Raw genomic sequence first — 20811 nt, 5'->3', positions numbered from 1 at the left:
TCTGCACGGCAAGCACAGGAGGAAGCCCCATGCGGCAGGACATCAGGCGCGTCGCGGTGATCGGCGCGGGCACCATCGGCGCGTCCTGGGCGGCGTATTTCCTCAGCCGTGGCATTCCCGTGAGCGCCAGCGACCCGTCGCCCGGCGCGCCCGACCTGATGCGGCGGATGATCGGGACTGCCTGGCCGGTGCTGATGCGGCTCGGCGGCAAGGCCGATGCGGATCCGACGGCCTGGACATTCGACGCCGACCCCGCCGCGGCCTGCGTCGGCTGCGATTTCGTGCAGGAGAGCGCGCCGGAGCGGCTGGACATCAAGCAGGACCTTCTCGCGCGCATCGACGCGGCGCTGCCGCCCGACGTTGTGATCGCGTCATCGACCTCGGGCCTTCTCGCCAGTCGCCTGTCGGAACGCTGCGCGCATCCCGGGCGCGTCGTGATCGGCCATCCTTTCAACCCGCCGCACCTGATCCCGCTGGTGGAGGTGGTGGGTGGCGCCAAGGGCAGCCCGGAGGCGGTCGCCGCGGCGATGACCTTCTACCGCGCCATCGGCAAGCACCCGATCGAGATCCGCAAGGAAGTGCCCGGCCACCTCGCGAATCGCCTGCAGGCGGCGCTGTGGCGCGAGGCGGTTCACCTGGTGGCCGAGGGGGTCGCGACCGTCGCCGATGTCGATGCCGCGATCAGCGAGGGACCCGGCCTGCGCTGGGCGTTGATGGGCCCGCACACCACCTTCCACCTGGCCGGCGGGGAGGGCGGCATCGGTCATTTCATGCATCACCTGCTACCGGCGGTGACGTCGTGGTGGGATGACCTCGGCGAACCGGATGTGGATGCGGCGCTTCAGCAGGTTCTCGTGCAGGGCGTCGCCGAGGCGACGGCCGGCGCCGGCACGGCCGATCTCGCGGCGCGGCGCGATGCCGCGCTGGTGCGATTGCTCGAGGCGCGCCGGGCGGGCTGAAGTCAACCGTCGACGTCTCGACTGTTGGTATTGGCTTCTGGCCGCCCGCAGCCGCGCCTGCGGGGTGGCGCGCCGTCAGGCGACGGCCAAGGGTCAGAACCTCGTGCCGAGGCCCGCGCCCCTCAGCAGGCGCGCACGAAGTAGCCGTCATCGGTGCGGAACGTCACCGGGTTGGCGCCGCGGTCACGCGCCGCCTGCGCGGCCTCGATGGCGCGGACCAGCGATGCGAAGGGGCCGGCGACCTGGCAGCGTTCCTGCGTCGGCAGCACCAGGGACGCATGGGCGCTGCCGGCCGCCAGGACGCAGCACATGACCACGACACGCCAGGGACCAGACATCGGTGCCTCCCGCACGCCACGCGATCTGGCGGCGACGGCGGCAGGCTGCGCCCCTGGCCCGCGCAGCGTCGGTGGCGTGGATCACACCGTCGCGTTGCGCCCCGCACGCACCAGGCGTCCAGGCAGAGCGCCGGTGGCGCTGCCGTCGCGATAGGTGACGGCGCCATGGACCACCGTTGCGGTATAGCCGCGCGCGCGCTGCAACAAACGCCGTCCGCCCGCCGGCAGGTCCGCCACCATGCGGGGCGCATCCAAGGTCAGCGCCGCCAGGTCGATGACGTTCACATCGGCGCGCAGCCCCGCGCGCAGCACGCCGCGGTCGTGCAGCCCGGCCGCGCGCGCCGTGTCGGAGGTCAGGCGACGGATGATGTCCTGCACCGGAAACACCGCCTCCTTGCCGTCGCGTGCCCAATAGGTGAGCAGGAAGGTCGGGAAGGACCCGTCCGAGATGAAGCCGACATGCGCCCCGCCATCCGACAGGCCGGCGATGGCATTCGGGTGGCGCAGGCATTCCGCGCTGGCCGAGAGCGTGTAGTCCGCGAAGTTGGTCAGCGGCGCGAAGATGAAGCCCGCACCGTCATCAGCGGTCAGCAGGTCGTAGGCGACTTCCTCGGCGCTGCGACCTTCGCGCGCGGCGATGGCGGCGATCGAGGCCTCCTGCGGCGGCGCGTAGTCCGGCGGGTCGCCGAAGGGGAACATGCGTTCGAAGCCCAGGCGCGTGATCAGCGGGAAGGTCGATCCGCTGATGCGGTCCTCGGACAGGATGCGCGCGCGCAGCGCGGGGTCGCGCATGGCGGCGGCGCGGGCGGGTGCTGGCAGGTGCGCGATGTCGCGATACGACGCGCAGCCGGCGAAGGGGTTCTGGCTGCCGTTCAGGCCGAGCAGGATGCCGATCGGCCGCGGCGGGAAGACCGGGCGGATCGGCAGGCCGTCGGCCGCCGCCCTGTCGGACAGCGCCAGCAGTTCCTTCCAGGCCTCGGTGCGGTCGTGCCGCGCGGTCAGCGAGAAGACCACCGGCTGTCCGGTCGCTTCCACCACGCGGCGGACGATGGCGAATTCGGTGGCGGGGTCGGGCGTGTTCCAGTCGCTGACCAGTTCCAGCAGCCCGCCGCCGCCATCGCGCAGGCCGAGTGCGAGGCCGTGCAGTTCTTCCTCCTGCGCGCGCAGGGTGGGCGTGGGGTCGCCCTTCAGCGTCTTGTGGCTGATGGTGCGCGAGGTGCTCACGCCGAAGGCGCCGGCGCGCACCGCCTCGGCGGTGATCTCCCGCATCTTCGCGATGTCGGCCTGGTTGGCGTTCTCCAGCGCCAGGCCGCGTTCGCCCATGACGTGCACGCGCAGCGCGCCGTGCGGCAGCAGGGCGCAGATGTCGATGTCGCGCGGCTTCGCCTCCAGCGCGTCGAGGTATTCGGGGAAGGTCTCCCACCGCCAGTCGAGGCCCTCGTGCAGGATCGGGCCGGGGATGTCCTCGACGCCTTCCATGAGTTCGATCAGCTTGTCGCGGTCGGCCGCGCGGCAGGGCGCGAAGCCGACGCCGCAATTGCCCATCACCGCGGTGGTCACGCCGTGCCAGGCGGACGGGGCCAGGTGGGAGTCCCACACGGCCTGGCCGTCGTAATGGGTATGGATGTCGACGAAGCCGGGGGTGACGATGTGGCCGCGCGCGTCGATCTCCTCGCGCCCGCGTTCGGTCACGCGGCCGACCTGCGTGATGCGGCCGCCCTCGATCGCGACATCGGCCTCGATGGGTTCGGCGCCGGTGCCGTCCACCACTGTACCGCCGCGGATCACCAGATCGGCCATGGCCTGCGTTTCCTTTCCCGTCGGGGCGTAGCCTAGGCCCGGCGGGGCGGAGGCTCAATCGTAGACGAAGCGTTCCTCTAGGATGCGGGCCGCCGGCACGCCGAGCGAAGCGAGGCCGGTGCGGACCTCGCGCATCATCGGCGGCGGGCCGCACAGGACGAACAGCCATCCGTCCCGCGCCGCGCCGGAGCAGCGGCGCCGCACAAGGTCGCGCGTCACCATCCCGGTCTCGCCGGTCCAGCCCGGTGGGGGCTCCTGCAGCACCTGCACGACCTCGGCCCTGGCGGCGGCGAGTTCATCCTGCGCCACGATCTGCCCGGCATGGCGGTTGCCGTAGACCAGCAGCACCGGGCAGGCCGGCTTGGCGCGCAGGATCGACAGCAGCGGCGCGATGCCGACGCCTCCGGCAATGAGGCACAGGCCGGGGGCATCGCGGTCGTCCACCACCAGGTGGCCGTGCGGTCCCTCGACGAAGGCGCGCGCGCCCGGGCGCAGCGTGCCGATCGTGGCGGTGAAGTCGCCGGCCTCCTTCACCAGGAAGGTCAGCCGCCCATCCGGCGCGGGGGCTGAGGCGATGGAGAAGGGGTGTTCGCGCATCGACCAGGCCGGACGGTCGAGCCGCAGCCAGGCAAACTGGCCGGGGCGGAAGCGCAGGCCGCTGTGGCCGGCCGGTTCCAGCGTGACCTCCCAGGTCCGCTCGGCCGCCGGGATGACCGACGCAACCCGCCAGGGGCGGCGCGCCAGGCGGATCGGGCGAACCAGGTAGACCGCGACCAGGCTCAGCATGGCAGCGGCGAACAGCACGGCCCAATAGGCGGTCAGTACGGGATGCAGGCTGTAGCGGCCGGCCCAGAGCGTGTGCCGCATGCCAAGCAAGGCCACCAGAGCGGCGCCGAGGCCGTGCATCAGGCGCCAGGTCTCGTAGCGCCAGGGCAGGGCATCGCGCCCGATGGCCGTCACGGTCAGCACGCCCAGCAGCAGCCAGGCGATGGCCCCGGTCGCGAGGCTGTGCGAGTCGAGCCCCAGGACACCGGCGTGGGTCGCGTCCTCGGGGCGCAGGAACTGCGCACCGGTCGGCGTTGTGTACAGGAAGGGGTGGACCAGCAGGGCGAGTGTCAGCACCCGGGCGAACATCTGGTGCCAGCGCATGGTGCGGTCGATGCCAATGCCTCCGCTGACCGCGCGGAACCGCCCGGAGAGCAGGAATTCCAGCAGCAGCGCGGCAAAGCCGGCGAGGGCGAGCGCGGAGGAGAGTTCGTCCGGCCAGGCCCGGGCAGGCCCGACCAGCGCCCAGCCGAGTGCCACCGGCAGGCCCACCAGGATGGCATAGGCGGTGATCAGCAGGCTGGCGGGCACGGTGCGACGGGCTCCCGGACGTTGTCCCCTGGGTATCGGCCTCCGGGGCTGGCCGCCTTGACGTGGCGCAAGACGCGCCGCGGGTACGTGCCGTTGGACCGGCGATTGCATCGGCCTTCGCATCCGTGGGAAACCGCCCCAACCATCCAGGCCAAGTCATGTCCATTCATGTCGCGCTGACGCACCGCACCACTTACCGCTATGCCCGGCCTGCCAGCCTGGGGCCGCAGACCATTCGGCTGCGACCGGCGCCGCACAGCCGCACGCCGGTGCTGGCCTATGCTCTCAAGGTCGAACCGCAGCCGCATTTCCTGAACTGGCAGCAGGACCCGCAGGGGAATTTCCTGGCCCGCGTGGTGTTCCCCGAGCGCGTGACGCATTTCGACGTGACCGTGGACCTCGTTGCCGACATGGCGACGATCAACCCCTTCGACTTCTTCCTGGAGCCCGAGGCCGAGACCTGGCCCTTCGCCTATGATCCCGGTTTGGAACAGGAACTGGCGCCATTCCGCCGGATCGACCCCTCGGGCCCGCTGCTCGAGGCGCTGCTGGCCGAGGTGCCGCGCGAGGAACAGCGCACCGTCGACAAGCTGGTGGCGCTCAACCAGCTGGTGCAGTCGCGAATCGCCTATGTCGTGCGCATGGAGCCTGGCGTCTGGTCACCCGACACCACGCTGCGGCAGGGCAAAGGGTCGTGCCGCGACAGCGCCTGGCTGCTGGTGCAGTTGCTGCGCCGGCTGGGATTCGCCGCGCGCTTCGTGTCGGGCTACCTGATCCAGCTGGTGGCGGACCAGAAGCCGATCGAAGGCCCGGAAGGCCCGACCGCCGACTTCACCGACCTGCATGCCTGGGCCGAGGTCTATCTGCCCGGCGCCGGGTGGATCGGCCTCGATGCGACCTCCGGCCTGATGACCGGGGAGGGGCATATCCCGCTGGCGGCGACGCCGGAGCCGCAATCGGCCGCGCCGATCTCGGGCGGGCTCGAGAAGGTCGAGACCGAATTCGGCTTCGAGATGAGCGTCCGGCGCATTCGCGAGACGCCGCGCGTCACCAAGCCCTACACGCCCGACCAGTGGGAGGCGATCCGCACCGCCGGCGAGTGTGTCGACCGCAAGCTGAGGTCGCTCGGCCTGCGCATGACGATGGGCGGCGAGCCAACCTTCGTGGCGGCGTCCGACCGCGACGCCGCGGAATGGAACACCGACGCGCTGGGGCCGACCAAGCGCGCCTATGCCGGGCGGCTGCTGCGCAGGCTGGTCGCGCTGTGGTCCCCCGGTGCGGCGCTGACCACCAACATGGGCAAGCATTATCCCGGCGAGCAATTGCCGCGCTGGGCGCTGTATTCGCACTGGCGCGCCGACGGGGAGCCGGTCTGGAGCGACCCCGCGCTGCTCGCCTCCGATGACGACCGCGACGACGCGACGGCGACCGATGCCGGGCGCTTCGCGCGCCTGCTGGCCGAGCGCCTGCAGGTCGATCCGGACCTGGTGCAGGGCGCACACGAGGACATTCACTACTACCTGTGGCGCGAACAGCGCCTGCCGGCGAATGTCGTGGTCGAGGACTCGAAGCTGGGCGACGAGCTCGAGCGTGAGCGGCTTGCGCGCATCTATACGCAGGGGCTCTCGGCGGAGGTCGGGTCGGTGCTGCCGATCCGTCGCGTGATGCAGGACGGCGTGCGGCGCTGGCAGTCCGGCCGCTGGTTCCTGCGCGGGGAGCACCTGTTCCTGGTGCCGGGCGACAGCCCGATCGGGCTGCGCCTGCCGCTCGCGTCGCTGCCCTGGATCTCGCCGGAGGATGCCGCGCGCACCCGCGACTTCGAGGCCGATCCTTTCGCCTGGCGCGACGACCTGCCGCCGCATGCTGCCCTCGCCGCGCAGCGCGCCCTGCGCGCCCAGCAGTTGCCCGAGAGCCTGGCGCAGCGTGCCCTGCGCGCGCCGCTGGCCGGGGAGGGCACCTCCGCGGGGATCGAGGATTTCCGCCCGCAGCCGCAGCCGATCCCGGTGGTCGGGGAATCCGACCCGAACGTGGTGCGCACCGCGCTTGCGGTCGAAGCGCGCGAGGGAAAGCTGCATGTCTTCTTCCCGCCGCTGTTCGCCGCCGAGGACTGGCTCGACATGGTCACGGCGGTGGAGAGCACGGCGGCCGAGATGGGCCGCAAGGTGGTGCTGGAAGGCTACCTTCCGCCATCCGACCCGCGGCTGCTGCATTTCTCGGTAACGCCCGACCCCGGCGTGATCGAGGTGAACATCCATCCGGCGAACAGCTGGGAGGAGGTGGTCGGTCGCACCACCGCGCTGTACGAGGAAGCGCGCCAGGTCGGGCTTGCCGCCGAGAAATTCATGACCGACGGGCGGCATGTCGGCACCGGCGGCGGCAACCACGTGGTGATGGGCGGCGCCTCCGTCGCTGAAAGCCCGTTCCTACGCCGGCCCGACCTGCTGAAGTCGCTGGTCGGCTTCTGGCACAACCATCCCTCGCTGTCCTACCTGTTCAGCGGGCTGTTCATCGGCCCGACCAGCCAGCACCCGCGCATCGACGAGGCGCGGATGGATGCGATCCATGAACTGGAGATCGCGTTTTCCAAGGTGCATGCCTGGCAGGAAGTGCCGCCCTGGATGACCGACCGGCTGTTCCGCAACCTGCTCGCGGATATGACCGGCAACACGCACCGCACGGAATTCTGCATCGACAAGATGTACGATCCGGCGACGTCGTCGGGCCGGCGCGGGCTGGTGGAGTTCCGCGGCTTCGAGATGCCGCCGCATGCTGAGATGTCGGCAGTGCAGATGCTGTTGATGCGCGCCGCCGTCGCCGCCTTCTGGGAACGCCCCTATGAACGCCGCCTGGTGCGCTGGGGCACGCGGCTGAACGACCAGTTCATGCTGCCGCACTACTGCGGCGCGGATTTCCAGGACGCGATCGATGAACTGCGCAACATGGGCGCGCCGATCGACCCGGACTGGTTCGCCCCGCACATGTCCTTCCGCTTCCCGGTGATCGGCGAGACGACGGTGCGCGATGTCGGCCTCGAACTTCGCCACGCGCTGGAGCCCTGGCATGTGCTGGCCGAGGAGCAGGTGACCGGCGGCACCGCGCGCTATGTCGACAGCAGCGCCGAGCGCGTGCAGGCGCGCGTGACGAACTGGGTGCCCGACCGCCAGGCCCTCGCGGTGAACGGCGTGGCCGTGCCGCTGCGCGCGACGGAGCGTGCGGGCGAATACGTGGCCGGCATCCGCTTCAAGGCGTGGAACCCGCCATCGTCGCTGCACCCGACCATCCGGCCGCAGACACCACTTGTGCTGGATGTCTTCGACCGCTGGAACGGGCGCAGCCTGGGGGGTATGACCTATCACGTCGCGCATCCGGGTGGGCGCAGCTACGACCGCTACCCGGTCAATGCCAACGAGGCCGAGGCGCGTCGTCGTGCCCGCGTGCAGGCCTTCGGCCACACCGCCGGACGCATGGCGCCGCCCGAGCCGCCCGCCGGACTCGAACTGCCCTTCACGCTCGACCTGAGGCGTCATGGCTGACCACCCCGCCCCGCTGCCGCTCGACGAGATGGTCGATGGCAGGGGGGGCGTGCGCCCGCATTGGCGTATGCTGCTCGGTATCCTGGGTGGCATGGGCGAGGGCGTGCTGGGCGAGCGCGCACGCCGGCTCGACCGCGCCTTCGAGGATGAGGGCATGGCCGGCGTGCTGCCTGGCGCGAAGCGCGAAGTGGCCTGGCGCTGCGACCCGCTGCCGCTCGTGCTGCCGGCCGAGGAATTCGCGACGCTCGAGGCTGGCATCGCGCAGCGCGCCCGGCTGCTGGAAGCCGTGCTCGCCGACCTCTATGGCCCGCAGCGCCTTGTCGCCGAAGGGGCGATTCCGCCCGAGGTGGTCTTCGCCAACCCGGCCTTCCTGCGGCCCTGCCGGCAGGAGGGCGCGGCGCCGACGCAGCCCATGCTGCATGTCTATGCGGTGGACCTGCTGCGCGGGCTGGACGGCGCCTGGCGCGTGCTGGCCGACCGCACCACCGCGCCGGCGGGGCCGGGCCTCGCGCGGGAGAACCGGCGGCTGCTCGCGCGCGTGATGCCGGAGGCCTTCCGCGGCGCACAGGTGCGATCGATGCGCCCCTTCTTCGATGTCTGGCAGGATGCGCTGCAGCGGCTCGCGCCGCCGGAGCGCGGCGACCCGGCGGTGGCGCTGCTGACGCGCGGCACGCATCACCCGCGCTGGTTCGAGGACATGCTGCTCTCGCGCGAATTGTCCTGCGCGCTGGTCGAAAGCGGCGACCTCACGGTGCGCGGCGGCGTGCTGTACCTCAAGACGCTGCAGGGGCTGCAGCGGGTGGACGTGCTGCTCTCGCGCGTCGAGGGCACCAGCCTCGATCCGCTGGAATGCGCCGAGGCCGGGACGTTCGGCGTGCCCGGGCTGCTGGATGCAGCGCGGCACGGCGCAGTGCGCGTCCTGAACGTGCCAGGCGCGGGGCTGGCGGAAGCGCCCGCACTGGCGGCCTTCCTGGATGCGTTGGCGCCGCGGCTGCTCGGCGAGGCGTTGCTGCTGCCATCGGTCGAGACGCTGTGGCTCGGTGATCCCGCGGCGCGTTCGCGCATCGCGCAGGAAAGCGGCTGGCTGGTACGCGGCGCGACCGATGGCGCCGCGCCCACACCGGTGCCGCTCGATGCCTGGGCGCATGCGATCGGTGCCGAGGCGCGACCGGCCGCCTATGCGGCGACGCGCCTGCCGGTCGCGTCCGTCGTGCCCTGCGTGGTGGGCGATGGGCTGGAGCCGCGGCCGCTGATGCTGCGCATGTTCGCGGTGTTCGACGGCACGGCGTGGCATGTGATGCCGGGCGGGCTCGCGCGCATCGGGGAGGCGTTGTCGATCGGCGGCGCGCTGCCGACGCAGGGCCTGTCCAAGGATGTCTGGGTGCTGGCCGACGAGGGTGCCGACATCATCGGCCCGGCCGCGCTGCAACTGCCGCCGCTGCCGATCCGCCGGCAGCCGGGCGCGCTGCCCTCGCGCGTGGCGGACAATCTGTTCTGGCTCGGGCGCTACACGGAACGGCTGGAACGTGCGGCGCGGCTAGTACGCGCGACGCAGGCACGCATCTCGCGCGGGGTGGTGCTCCCGCGCGAGGCGGCCGAGGTTGCCGCACTCGCGCGCTGCCTCGGTCAGGCGGGGTTCACGGGCGCCGAGGAAGTGGCAGGGTCATCCGCTGCACAGGCGCTGCCCGGGATCATCGCGGCGGCGATGCGCGAGGGCGGCGCACTGCCGGCGCTGGCCGACCGCATCGCGACGCTGACCGCCATGGTGCGCGACCGCCTGACCGCCGACATGCATGCGACCTTCACGCTGACGTTGCGCACCGCGCGCGCCGAGATGCTGGCCGCTGGCAGCGGGCTGGATGCGATCGGGCGCGCCATGATCTCGGTGCTGCGCTTCGCCACCGCGGTCGCTGGTGTCGCGGCGGAGAGCATGGTGCGTGGCGGTGCGTGGCTGTTCCTCGACCTCGGGCGGCGGATGGAGCGCGCGCAGGCGATCGCGTCGGAGGTGCAGTTCGCGCTCGACCAGCCGCCGGCGCGCATCGAGGGCGGACTGCGGCTGACTTTGGAACTGTGCGACAGCGTGATCACCTATCGCAGCCGCTACCTGACCATCCTGCAGCCGGCGCCGGCGCTTGACCTGGTGCTGGCGGACCCGTCCAACCCGCGCGCGCTGGCCTTCCAGTTGGAAGCCATCAGCCGGTCCCTGTCCGAGGTCGCGACCGGCGACGACCGTGCACTGCCCGACGAGGCGGCGAGCCTGCTGGCGGAGGCCGAGGCCATCGTCGCCGACGTGATCCGCGCGCCGGACCAGGCCTTCGCCGCCGCCGGCCTGCCGCCGCGCCTCGAGGCCATGGCGAACCGCATCGCGGCGCTGTCGGACGGCGTGACGCGGCAGTATTTCGCGCTGCTGCCGGTAGCGCAGACGCTCGGCCTCGAAGGTGCGGAGCCGGCACTCAAGGGGGCGGCGTGATTTATCGACTGCGGCACGTCACCACCTATGCCTACGCGCATCCGGTGGACCTCGCGGCGCATCTTCTGCTGCTGACGCCGCGCGCGCTGGTGCACCAGAAGGTGGCGCGGTCGACCATCGACATCACGCCCGCGCCCTCGCACGTGACCGAGGCGGCGGACCATTTCGGCAACCGGGCGAGCCGCGTCTTCATCGACGTGCCGCATGCGCGCTTCGAGGTGGTCGCGGAGGCGCTGGTCGAGGTGCGCTTCCCCAGCCCGCCCGAGGCGCCTTCGACGCTGCCGTGGGAGGTTGTGCGCGATGCCGCGCGCACTTCGGAGGCGGTGGAATTCGTCTTCCCCAGCCCGTTGGTGCCGCTGGTGCCGGCGGCGCGCGGCTATGCGGCGGCATCGTTCCCCACCCGGCGTCCGGTGCTGCAGGGGCTGCTCGAACTCATGGCGCGCATCCGGCGCGACTTCACCTACAAGCCGGGTGTCACGGGACCCAACACGCAGGTCGTCGAGGTGCTGGAGAGCCGGGTCGGTGTCTGCCAGGACTATGCGCATGTGATGATCAGCGGGCTGCGCGGCCTCGGCCTGCCGGCGCGCTACGTGTCGGGGTACGTCCGCACGCGCCCGCCGCCCGGCGGCGCCGCGCGGCGCGGGGCGGACCAGTCGCATGCCTGGGTCGAGGCCTGGCTCGGGCCCGGGCAGGGCTGGGTCGGTCTCGACCCGACCAACGACATCGTGGTGCGCGACGAGCACGTGGTGCTCGCCTGGGGGCGCGACTTCGCCGATGTCAGCCCACTGCGCGGCGTGATCCTGGGCGGGGGCGAGCACGGGCTGCGGGTGGGCGTGGACCTCGACGCCGTGGAAGGCGCGGTCCCGGCCTGACCGCGCTGCCCGCGCGCGCGGCAGGGGTGCACGGGCGGCGCGCAGAGTGGGGGCGTGGCAGCGTTTCGCCGACGTTGCGGCGGTTGACGCGGCGGGCGCGCGAGATGACAGTTTGGCAAGCTCCTGCGGAGACCATCCCATGAACGTTGTCAGCCCGCCGGCCGCGTTGCGCGGCATCACCGAGGAGGAATGGCGCATCCGCTGCGACCTGGCCGCGCTGTATCGGCTGGTCGCGCATTTCCGCATGACGGACTTCATCTACACGCACATCAGCGCGCGCGTGCCCGGCCCCGAGCATCACTTCCTGATCAACAAGTACGGCGTGCTGTTCCACGAGATGCGCGCCTCCGACCTGGTCAAGATCGACCTGGACGGCAACGTGGTCGAGGAGGGCGCGGAATCGAAGCCGGTGAACACCGCGGGCTTCGTGATCCATTCCGCCATCCATGCCGCGCGCGAGGATGCGGCGGTGGTGATCCACACGCACACCGAGGCCGGCATCGCGGTCTCGGCGCAGCGGCAGGGGCTGCTGCCGATCAGCCAGCATGCGCTGAAGTACTACGGGCATCTCGCGTATCACGACTACGAGGGGATCGCGCTGGAGCTCGAGGAGCGCGAGCGGCTGGTGCGCGACCTCGGCACTCACAACGCCATGATCCTGCGCAACCATGGGCTGCTGGTGTGCGGGCGGCATGCCTGCGAGGCGTTCCTGAACATCTACTACCTGGAACGCGCGTGCCAGGCGCAGATCTCGGCGCTGGCGGGTGGCGCAGAACTGGTGCTGCCGCCGGAAGCGGTACGCCGCCACACGGCCGCGCAGTTCAACCGTCCCAGCGACGGGACGCATTTCGCGATGGCATGGGGCTCCGCGCTGCGGCTGATCGAGGACGGAAAGCCGGACTACCGTTCGTGACGGCTGACACGCTGATCGAGGGCGGGCGCGTCTTTCGCGGGCTCGCGGGCGGGTTTTCCGATGCGCTGGCGCTGAAGGACGGGCGCGTGCTGGCGCTGGGCGATGGTGCGCGCGCAGCGGCGGGGGCGAGCACGCGGCGGATCGACCTTGGCGGGCGTGTGGTGATACCGGCGTTCAACGAAGCGCATATGCACCTGCTGCCGTACGGGCTCGGCCTGTCGCAGGTGAATCTGCGCGCGGAGGAAGTGCGCACGCTCGATGAGGTGCTGAAGCGCATCGGCACTGCGGCGAAGGCGGCACCGAAGGGCACCTGGGTTCTCGGGCGCGGGTATGACCACGCGGAACTGGACGTCGGCCGCCATCCGCTGGCGAGCGAGCTGGACCGCGTCTCGCCGGACAATCCGGTCGCGATCGTGCGCACCTGCGGGCACATGTCGGTCGCGAATTCCATGGCGATGAAGCTCGCCGGCGTGGGGCACAACACGCCCGACCCGGAAGGCGGCGTGATCGAACGGAAGAACGGCGCGCTGACCGGGCTGTTCCAGGAACGCGCGATGCGCCTGGTGCGCGACGTGATCCCGCCACCGGACGAGGCGCGGATGGTGGGCGCAATCGGGGCGGCCTGCGACCACCTGGCCTCGCTCGGCTTCGCCAGCGCCACCGACATGAATGTCGGCATGACGGCGGGCATGGCGGAGGTTGCGGCCTATGACGCGGCGAAGGCCGCGGGGCGCCTGACGCAGCGCATGTGGCAGGTGCTGGCGGGCAACCCCGAGGGCATCGCGCAGCAGGCCTGGGCTGCCGGGATACGGCCGATGGATGGCGACGACAGCCTGCGCTGGGGCGCGGTGAAGGTGTTCGCCGATGGTTCGGCCGGCGGGCTGACCGCGGCCTTCTTCGAGCCCTACATCCAGGGCGGCACGGGGGTCTTCACCTTTCCCGACGAGAAGATCCACGACCTGCTGCGCCTGTATCACGAGCAGGGTTGGCAGCTGGATATCCACGCCATCGGTGATGCTGCGATCGAGCAGGTGCTGCTGGGCATGGAGGCGGCCGACAGCGAAGCGCATCCCTTCGCCGGGCGGCGGCACCGTATCGAGCATTGCGGCTTTGTCACGCGTGACCAGCGGCGGCGAATGAAGGCGCGCGGCATCCTGCCGGTGCCGCAGCCTGTCTTCATGTACGAGTTCGGCGACCTGTACGTGAAGAACCTCGGCCCCGCGCGGTCGATGCAGGCCTATCCGATGAAGACCTGGCTCGATGACGGGGCGCATCCGGCGGCATCGTCGGACTGCCCGGTCTCGACCGTCGATCCCTTCGTGAACCTGTTCACGATGCTGACGCGCAAGACGAACCGCGGCACGGTGATGGGCCCCGAGGAACGCCTGACCGCCGCGGAAGCGGTGCATTGCTACACCTGGTGCGGCGCCTACACGCAATTCGCCGAGGACCGGCGCGGCACGCTCGAGCCCGGGATGCAGGCGGACATCGCCGTGCTGTCGCGCGATGTGTTCGCCATCGACCCCGAGGAATTGCGCGCGGTCCAGGCTGACCTGACGCTGCGCGATGGCGCGACCATCTTCGACCGCCATGGCGTCTTCGCCTGATGCTGCGCCATGCATTGCACCGGCTGCTGCTGGCCGTGCCCGTCATGTTCGGCGTGCTGCTGATCGGCTTCCTGCTGATGCAGGTGGTGCCGACCGACCCGGCCACGGTGCGCGCCGGGCCGACCGCCACGCCGGACGTGATCGCGGCGATCCGCAACGACCTTGGCCTCGATGAACCGCTCTACGTGCAGTTCGGGCTGTACTTGTGGCGGCTGCTGCATGGCGACCTCGGCGCGTCGATCATCAACAACGTGCCGGTCAGCCAGGAACTGGGCGCGACGATCGGGCCGACGCTGGAACTGATGTTCGCGAGCCTGTTCTGGTCGATCCCGCTCGGCATCCTGCTCGGCACGCTGGCGGGGTACTGGCGCGGGTCGGTGATCGACCGTGCGATCATGGCGCTGTCGGTGGCGGGCGTTTCGGTGCCGGTGTTCTTCCTTGGTCTGGTGCTGATCTGGTTCGTCGGCTTCCAGTGGCAGTTGCTGCCCTTCACCGGGCGCGGCGGGCCGATCTGGACGATGGACGGGATCCGGTCGCTGATCCTGCCGGCGGTCACGTTGGGGGGCGTCTTCGTGGGGCCGGTGGCGCGCATGACGCGCACCGCGGTGCTCGACGTGCTCTCGGCCGACCATGTACGCACGGCGCGTGCGAAGGGGCTGACGGAACGCCTGGTGGTGACGCGCCACGCGCTGCGCAATGCGCTGGTGCCGGTGGTGACTCTGATCGGGTTGCAGATCGGCTTCCTGCTGGGCGGCGCGGTGGTGACGGAGACGGTGTTCTCCTGGCCGGGCGTCGGGCGCCTTGCTGTGGGCGCCATCCTGTCGAGCGACTTTCCGATGGCGCAGGGAACCATCATCGTGCTGTCGATGGGCTTCATCGTGGTGAACCTGGTGGTGGACGTACTCTATGCGGCGCTCGACCCGCGGATCCGCGCGGCATGACCGCGAGCACCGATACCAGCGAGCCGATCGCCCCGCCGCGCCCGGGCGTGCTGTCCCGCCTGCTGCGGGAACCGGCGGCGGCCTTTTCGCTGATCCTGGTGGTGCTGATCATCGCTGCCGCGGCGCTGGCACCGGTGCTGGCGCCGACCGATCCGTATGACAACGACCTCGCGCTCTCGATGCAACCGGTCGGCAGCCCGGGGTTGCCGCTCGGCGCCGATGCGCAGGGGCGGGACATGGTGACGCGGCTGCTGTACGGGCTGCGCGTGTCGCTGCTGATGGGCTTCGCGGCGGTGGCGCTGGGCGGGTCGTTCGGCGCGCTGCTTGGCTTCCTCGCGGCCTTCTACCATCGCTGGCTGGATGGGCCGATCATGCGGCTGGTGGACATGCTGCTGTCCTTCCCGGCCATCCTGGTGGGGCTCGCGATCGCCGCCATCTTCGGACCGGGCATCTTTTCCGTGGTGCTGGCGCTGTCGGTCGCGACGGTGCCGCTGATGGCGCGCATCGTGCGCGGGTCGGCCATGGTGGTGATGCGTCTGGACTACATCGAGGCGGCGCGCGCCACCGGCATGACGGATGCGCGGCTGATCTGGCGGCACCTCGCGCCGAACTGCCTGTCGGCGATCTTCGTCTTCGCGACGCTGCGCTTCGGCCAGGTGATCCTGCTGGGGTCGGCGCTGTCGTTCCTGGGCCTCGGCGCGCAGCCGCCCACGCCGGAACTGGGTGCCATGGCGAGCGAAGGGCGCAACTTCCTGTTCTTCGCGCCGCATATCGCGGTGGTGCCCTGCATCCTGATCTTCATCGTCGTGCTCGCCTTCAACGTCCTCGGGGACGCCTTGCGGGACGCGCTCGACCCCAGGCTTCGCGTATGAACGGGAGAGGTGGAATGATGAGAAAGACGCTCGGCGCCGCAATGGTCGCGATGGCGGCCGCGCTGCCGGTGGGCGATGCCCTCGCGCAGGCGGCCAACCCGCGCAACACGCTCGTCGTGTTGCGGGAGATCGATGCCGACAACTACGACCCGCCGCGCTCGACCGCGCGCGGCGCCGGCGAAGTCATCTACATGATGAGCGACACGCTGGTCGGGCTCGACTTCGACATGCAGACGGTGCGCCCGCTGCTGGCCGAACGCTGGGAGATCAGCCCTGACGGAAAGACCTACACCTTCCATCTGCGCCGCGACGTGACTTTCTGCGACGGCCGGCCGATGACCGCGGATGACGTGGTCTATTCGCTCAACCGCTTCATCGACCCCGCGACGCGCAGCCCGGTGCGCTGGCGCGCCGGCCCGGTGAAGGAGATCCGCGCGCGCGACCAGTTCACCGTCGAATACGAGCTGAACGAGCCCTTCGGCGAGCTGCTGTTCCAGCTGACGCTGTTCTTCGCCTCGGTGGTGGATCGCAACGCGGTCGAGCGGCTGGGCCAGAATTTCGGCGTACAGGGCTTCAACGGCACCGGGCCCTATTGCTGGGTGTCCTGGACGCCGCGGCAGGAGCTGGTGCTGCAACGTCACCCGAACTACCGCTGGGGCCCGCAGGGCGTGTACCAGAACCCGTCCCCGCAGGTGGACCGCGTGGTGTGGCGCGTCGCGCCGGAATCGCAGACGCGCCTGGCCGCGCTGCAGACCGGGCAGGGCGATGTCACGCAATACATCCCGGCGATCGCGGTGCAACAGCTGCAGCGCGCGCCGAATGTGCGCATGTCCCAGCAGCAGAACTACTTCTGGGACCACTTCATGGGTTTCAAGGTCGACAAGCCCGTGGTGAGCGACCCCGCCGTGCGCCGCGCCATCAATATGGCGGTGAACCGCGACGCGCTGGTGCGCGCCACCTGGTTCGGCACCGCCACGCCGGCCGATGCGTACCTGAACCCGAACGTGACCGGTTTCGATGCCGAGGCGGCGCGCCTGGTGCCGCGCTTCGACCAGGCCGGCGCGCAGCGCGTGCTGGATGAAGCCGGCTGGCGCATGGGCCCCGACGGCGTGCGGGTGAAGGATGGCCAGCGCGCGACCTTCCTGGTCTATGCGCTGCAGACCCAGGCGGCGCAGCAATACCTCCAGGCGATGCAGGCCGACCTGCGGCGCGTGGGCCTCGAGATGCGGATCCAGATGTGGGATGCGACGGTGGGCTGGGGCCGGCTGGCGACGCAGGAATTCGATGCCTTCGTGATGTCCTACCCGTATGTGACGGCGACAGATGCCTTCTCGCTGTACTTCAACAGCCGCAACCGGCCGACCCCCAATCGGATGAACTGGAACAACGCCGAGACGGACGAGGCGCTGCGCCTGGCGCAGACTTCGGTCGACCCGGCGGTGCGCACGGAAGCGATCGCCCGCGCGCAGCGCATCATCGCCGAGAACAACGTGTGGTTCCCGGTCGCGCGCGAGCAGCTCTGGGTGGCGTCCTCGGCACGCACCGAGGGCGTGCGGGCGCATGGCATCTACGGGATCGGGCTCTACAAGGGCCTTGATATCCGGCTGACGCGATAACGGAGACGACCGGCATGGCCATCACGCTCATCAGGAACGCGGAACTCGTTGTGGGGTGGGACTCCTCGGCGAAGTCGCACAGCTACATGCCCGACACGGATGTCGCCTTCGATGGCGGCACCATCACCTTCATGGGCCGCGGCTATGAAGGCGCGGCCGAGACGGTGCTCGACGGGCGCGGGCTGATGGTCATGCCGGGGCTGGTAAACATCCATTCGCACCCGTCGAGCGAGCCCTTGAACAAGGGCTTCCTCGACGAGATCGGATCGCCCGGGCTGTATAATTCGTCGCTGTACGAATACATGCCGATCTTCCGTGCGGATGCGGAGGCCGTGCCGCATTGTGTGCGGGTCGCGCTGTCGGAGCTGCTGCTGTCCGGCGTGACCACGCTCGCCGACCTTTCGATGGCGCATCCGGGATGGCTCGACCTATTGGCCGAGGCCGGCATGCGGGTCTGCATCGCGCCGATGTTCCGCTCGGCGCGCTGGTTCACCAAGAACGGCCATGTCGTCGAATACGAATGGGACGAGAAGGCCGGCGAGAAGGCGATGGAGGAAGCCATCCGTCTGGTCGAGCGTGCCGAGCAGCACGAATGCGGCCGCCTGTTCGGCATGGTCGTGCCCGCGCAGATCGATACCTGTTCGGCCGGGCTGCTGAAGGACAGCCATGCGGAGGCGGCCAAGCGTGGCCTGTCCTGGCAGATCCATGCCGCGCAGTCGGTGGTGGAGTTCCACGAGATCACGCGCCGGCATGGCACCACGCCGATCGGCTGGCTGGATTCCATGGGGCTGCTGGGCGAGCGCAGCATCATCGGGCACGGCATCTTCCTCGATGACCATCCGTCGACGCGCTGGCACACCGAGACGGACCTTGATCGGTTGGCGGATACCGGCACGACCGTCGCGCATTGCCCGACCGTCTTCGCGCGGCGGGGCATAGCGATGCGGGACCTGGGGCGCTACATCCGTCGCGGCGTGAACATGGGGATCGGCACCGACACCTATCCGCACAACATGCTGGATGAGATGCGCCTCGCGGCGCATATCGCGCGCACCCAGGCTGGTAACCCGCGCACGCTGCAGACCACCGACCTGTTCAACGCCGCCACGATCGGCGGTGCGAAGGCGTTGGGGCGCGACGACATCGGACGCATCGCGGTGGGCTGCAAGGCGGATTTCTCGCTGATCGACATCACGCACCCGATGATCCGCCCGGCCTACGACCCGATCCGCAGCCTGATCTATTCGGCCGGCGACCGCGCGCTGAAGGCGCTGTACGTGGACGGCAACAAGGTGGTCGAGGATGGCGAGGTACTGACCATGGACTACCGCCAGGCGGCCGAACACCTGCACGAGGCGCAGAAGCGCGTTGCCGCTGGCGTGCAGCAGCGCGACTGGGCGCATCGCAGCCCGGAGAAGATCGCGCCGCCGACCTTCCATTGGTCGTGATGCGCGCTTCGTGACCGAGGACCTGCTGCGCATCGAAGGCCTGCGCACCGTCTTCCGCACCCATGGCGGGGAGATCGCCGCCGTCGATGGCGTCGATCTCTCGGTTCCGCGCGGGCGCACGCTCGGCATCGTGGGCGAATCCGGCTGCGGCAAGTCGGTGCTGTCGCTGTCGGTGATGCGGCTGGTGGGGCACCCCGGACGCGTCGCGGCCGGGCGCGTGCTGCTGGACGGGCGCGACCTGCTGGCGCTGTCCGGCGCGCAGATGCGCGACGTGCGCGGCAGCGAGGTCGCGATGATCTTCCAGGAACCGATGACCAGCCTGAACCCCGTGCATACGGTGGGCTTCCAGATCACCGAGGCGATGCGCGCACACGACCCGCGCGCCTCCAACGCCGAACTGCGCAACCGCGCAATCGAGGCGCTGACGCGCGTCCGAATCCCGGCCCCGGCGCGGCGCTTCGACGAATACCCGCACCAGCTCTCGGGTGGGATGCGCCAGCGCGTGATGATCGCAATGGCGCTGGCCTGCAGCCCGAAGCTACTGATCGCCGACGAACCCACCACGGCGCTGGATGTGACGGTGCAGGCGCAGATCCTGGACCTGCTGCGCGACCTGCAGCAGGACACCGGCATGTCGATCATCCTGATCACGCACGACCTCGGCGTGGTGGCTGAAATGGCGGACGAGGTCGCGGTGATGTACGCCGGGCGCGTGGTGGAACGCGGTGCGGCCGGGGCGATCTTCGGCGACCCGATGCACCCGTATACGCTTGGCCTGCTGGGCTCAGTCCCGCGGCTCGATGAGGAACGCGAGACGCTGCTCGCGATCGACGGATCCGTGCCGCCGCCCTTCGCGCTGCCCAAGGGTTGCCGCTTCCATCCGCGCTGCCCCTTCGCCGCCGAGGCCTGCAAGGTGGAACCGCCGCCGCTGCGCGAGGTCACGCCCGGCCACCAGGCCGCCTGTCTGCGCGCTCCGGTCGAGGTCTTCGCCGCATGAACGCGCCGTTGCTGGACGTGAACGGACTTGCCAAGCACTACCCGGTGCGCAAGGGCCTGCTGCTCGCGAGGCAGGTGGGCACGGTGCGCGCCGTTGATGGCGTGTCCTTCACGCTGGACCGTGGGGAGACGCTTGCACTGGTGGGGGAATCCGGCTGCGGGAAGTCGACGACCGCGCGGCTGGTGCTGCGCCTGATCGAACCATCGGCCGGCACGCTGCGCTTCGAAGGGCGCGACATCACCGGCATCTCGGGCGCTTCCCTGCGCGCGATGCGCCGGCGCATGCAGATCGTCTTCCAGGACCCGTATGCGAGCCTCAACCCACGCCTGACGGTGGCCGAGACCATCGCGGAACCCATGCAGGTGCACGGCATCGGCGACGCCGCGTCGCGCCGCGCGCGGGTGGCCGAGCTGCTTGGCCTGGTCGGCCTGCGCGGCTTCCACGCCGAGCGCTACCCGCATGAATTCAGCGGCGGGCAGCGCCAGCGCATCGGCATCGCGCGCGCGCTGTCGGTGCAGCCGGAACTGATCGTCTGCGACGAACCGGTCAGCGCGCTGGATGTGTCGATCCAGGCGCAGGTGGTGAACCTGCTGAAGGACCTGCAGCGGCGCTTCGGCCTTGCCTACCTGTTCATCGCGCATGACCTCGCGGTGGTGAAGCACGTGGCCGACCGCGTGGCGGTGATGTACCTCGGGCGCATCGTCGAGACGGCGCGCAAGCGCGACCTGTTCGCGGCGCCACGCCACCCCTATACGCGCGCGCTGCTGGCCGCGATCCCGCACCCCGATCCGAAGCGGCGCGGCCAGGTGAAGCCGCTCGGCGGCGATGTGCCGTCGCCCATGAACATACCGCCTGGCTGTCGCTTCCACACGCGCTGCCCCTTCGCGCAGGATCGCTGCCGCAGCGAGGAACCGGCGCTGCGCCCGCTCGCCGACGGGCATGCGGCGGCGTGCCATTTTGCCGAGACCTTGCCGCCGGCCGAGCTCGACTTCAGCGGCGGGCTGTCCGAGATCGCGGCACGACGGCTCGCACTCTATGCGCAGGCGCGGGCGGGCTGACGCGGGGCCGCGAAACGCATTACCCTGCGTC

Annotated in this window: 15 protein-coding genes; 12 read left to right on the top strand and 3 right to left on the bottom strand. The window is 70.5% G+C overall.

Going from position 1 to position 20811, the window contains the following annotated elements:
* The first annotated feature begins 29 nt into the window (after window positions 1-29).
* Window positions 30-959: a 3-hydroxyacyl-CoA dehydrogenase NAD-binding domain-containing protein gene (locus MWM08_RS13025; protein WP_244459862.1), complete on the top strand. Its 930-nt coding sequence runs from the start codon at window positions 30-32 to the stop codon at window positions 957-959.
* A 122-nt stretch (window positions 960-1081) separates the two neighbouring features.
* On the opposite strand, the gene MWM08_RS13020 is transcribed toward MWM08_RS13025, so the two are convergent.
* The 3 genes from MWM08_RS13020 to MWM08_RS13010 all read right to left on the bottom strand — a co-directional run bounded on the left by MWM08_RS13020 (window position 1082) and on the right by MWM08_RS13010 (window position 4453).
* Complete coding sequence (locus tag MWM08_RS13020) at window positions 1082-1297, bottom strand: hypothetical protein (RefSeq protein ID WP_244459861.1); 216 nt, start codon at window positions 1295-1297, stop codon at window positions 1082-1084.
* 81 nt (window positions 1298-1378) lie between these two features.
* Window positions 1379-3097, bottom strand: coding sequence for an N-acyl-D-amino-acid deacylase family protein (locus tag MWM08_RS13015; RefSeq protein ID WP_244459860.1), 1719 nt, complete (start codon window positions 3095-3097; stop codon window positions 1379-1381).
* Between the two features lie 54 nt (window positions 3098-3151).
* Window positions 3152-4453 (bottom strand): ferredoxin reductase family protein, encoded by a 1302-nt coding sequence (locus MWM08_RS13010; RefSeq protein ID WP_244459859.1) that lies wholly within the window; start codon window positions 4451-4453, stop codon window positions 3152-3154.
* Window positions 4454-4611: 158 nt separating this feature from the next.
* Between MWM08_RS13010 and MWM08_RS13005 the strand changes: the two genes are divergently transcribed.
* From MWM08_RS13005 to MWM08_RS12955, 11 genes are all read left to right on the top strand, one after another.
* Window positions 4612-7986, top strand: a complete 3375-nt coding sequence (locus tag MWM08_RS13005) for a transglutaminase family protein (RefSeq protein WP_244459858.1) — start codon at window positions 4612-4614, stop codon at window positions 7984-7986.
* A complete protein-coding gene (locus tag MWM08_RS13000; RefSeq protein ID WP_244459857.1) occupies window positions 7979-10456 on the top strand; it encodes a circularly permuted type 2 ATP-grasp protein in 2478 nt (825 codons plus the stop codon). The genes MWM08_RS13005 and MWM08_RS13000 overlap by 8 nt, the downstream gene beginning before the upstream one ends.
* Entirely contained in the window at window positions 10453-11328 is an 876-nt protein-coding gene (locus tag MWM08_RS12995; RefSeq protein ID WP_244459856.1) for a transglutaminase family protein, read from the top strand. The genes MWM08_RS13000 and MWM08_RS12995 overlap by 4 nt, the downstream gene beginning before the upstream one ends.
* 139 nt (window positions 11329-11467) lie before the next feature.
* Window positions 11468-12241, top strand: coding sequence for a class II aldolase/adducin family protein (locus MWM08_RS12990; protein ID WP_244459855.1), 774 nt, complete (start codon window positions 11468-11470; stop codon window positions 12239-12241).
* On the top strand, window positions 12238-13848 hold the full coding sequence (locus MWM08_RS12985) for an amidohydrolase (RefSeq protein WP_244459854.1): 1611 nt from the start codon (window positions 12238-12240) through the stop codon (window positions 13846-13848). The genes MWM08_RS12990 and MWM08_RS12985 overlap by 4 nt, the downstream gene beginning before the upstream one ends.
* Window positions 13848-14789, top strand: a complete 942-nt coding sequence (locus MWM08_RS12980; RefSeq protein WP_244459853.1) for an ABC transporter permease — start codon at window positions 13848-13850, stop codon at window positions 14787-14789. The genes MWM08_RS12985 and MWM08_RS12980 overlap by 1 nt, the downstream gene beginning before the upstream one ends.
* The gene (locus MWM08_RS12975) at window positions 14786-15661 is read left to right on the top strand and encodes an ABC transporter permease (RefSeq protein ID WP_244459852.1); all 876 of its coding nucleotides are present in this window, start codon (window positions 14786-14788) and stop codon (window positions 15659-15661) included. The genes MWM08_RS12980 and MWM08_RS12975 overlap by 4 nt, the downstream gene beginning before the upstream one ends.
* 14 nt (window positions 15662-15675) lie before the next feature.
* Window positions 15676-17277 (top strand): ABC transporter substrate-binding protein, encoded by a 1602-nt coding sequence (locus MWM08_RS12970; RefSeq protein ID WP_244459851.1) that lies wholly within the window; start codon window positions 15676-15678, stop codon window positions 17275-17277.
* A 14-nt stretch (window positions 17278-17291) separates the two neighbouring features.
* A complete protein-coding gene (locus MWM08_RS12965; protein ID WP_244459850.1) occupies window positions 17292-18725 on the top strand; it encodes an amidohydrolase family protein in 1434 nt (477 codons plus the stop codon).
* Between the two features lie 10 nt (window positions 18726-18735).
* Window positions 18736-19722, top strand: coding sequence for an ABC transporter ATP-binding protein (locus MWM08_RS12960; RefSeq protein ID WP_244459849.1), 987 nt, complete (start codon window positions 18736-18738; stop codon window positions 19720-19722).
* Window positions 19719-20780 (top strand): ABC transporter ATP-binding protein, encoded by a 1062-nt coding sequence (locus MWM08_RS12955; protein WP_244459848.1) that lies wholly within the window; start codon window positions 19719-19721, stop codon window positions 20778-20780. The genes MWM08_RS12960 and MWM08_RS12955 overlap by 4 nt, the downstream gene beginning before the upstream one ends.
* Window positions 20781-20811 lie beyond the last annotated feature (31 nt).

Source organism: Roseomonas fluvialis (genome assembly GCF_022846615.1).
GTDB lineage: Bacteria > Pseudomonadota > Alphaproteobacteria > Acetobacterales > Acetobacteraceae > Neoroseomonas > Neoroseomonas fluvialis.
The sequence above is the reverse complement of the archived record's forward strand: the minus strand, read 5'-3'. Positions and strand labels throughout refer to the sequence as shown.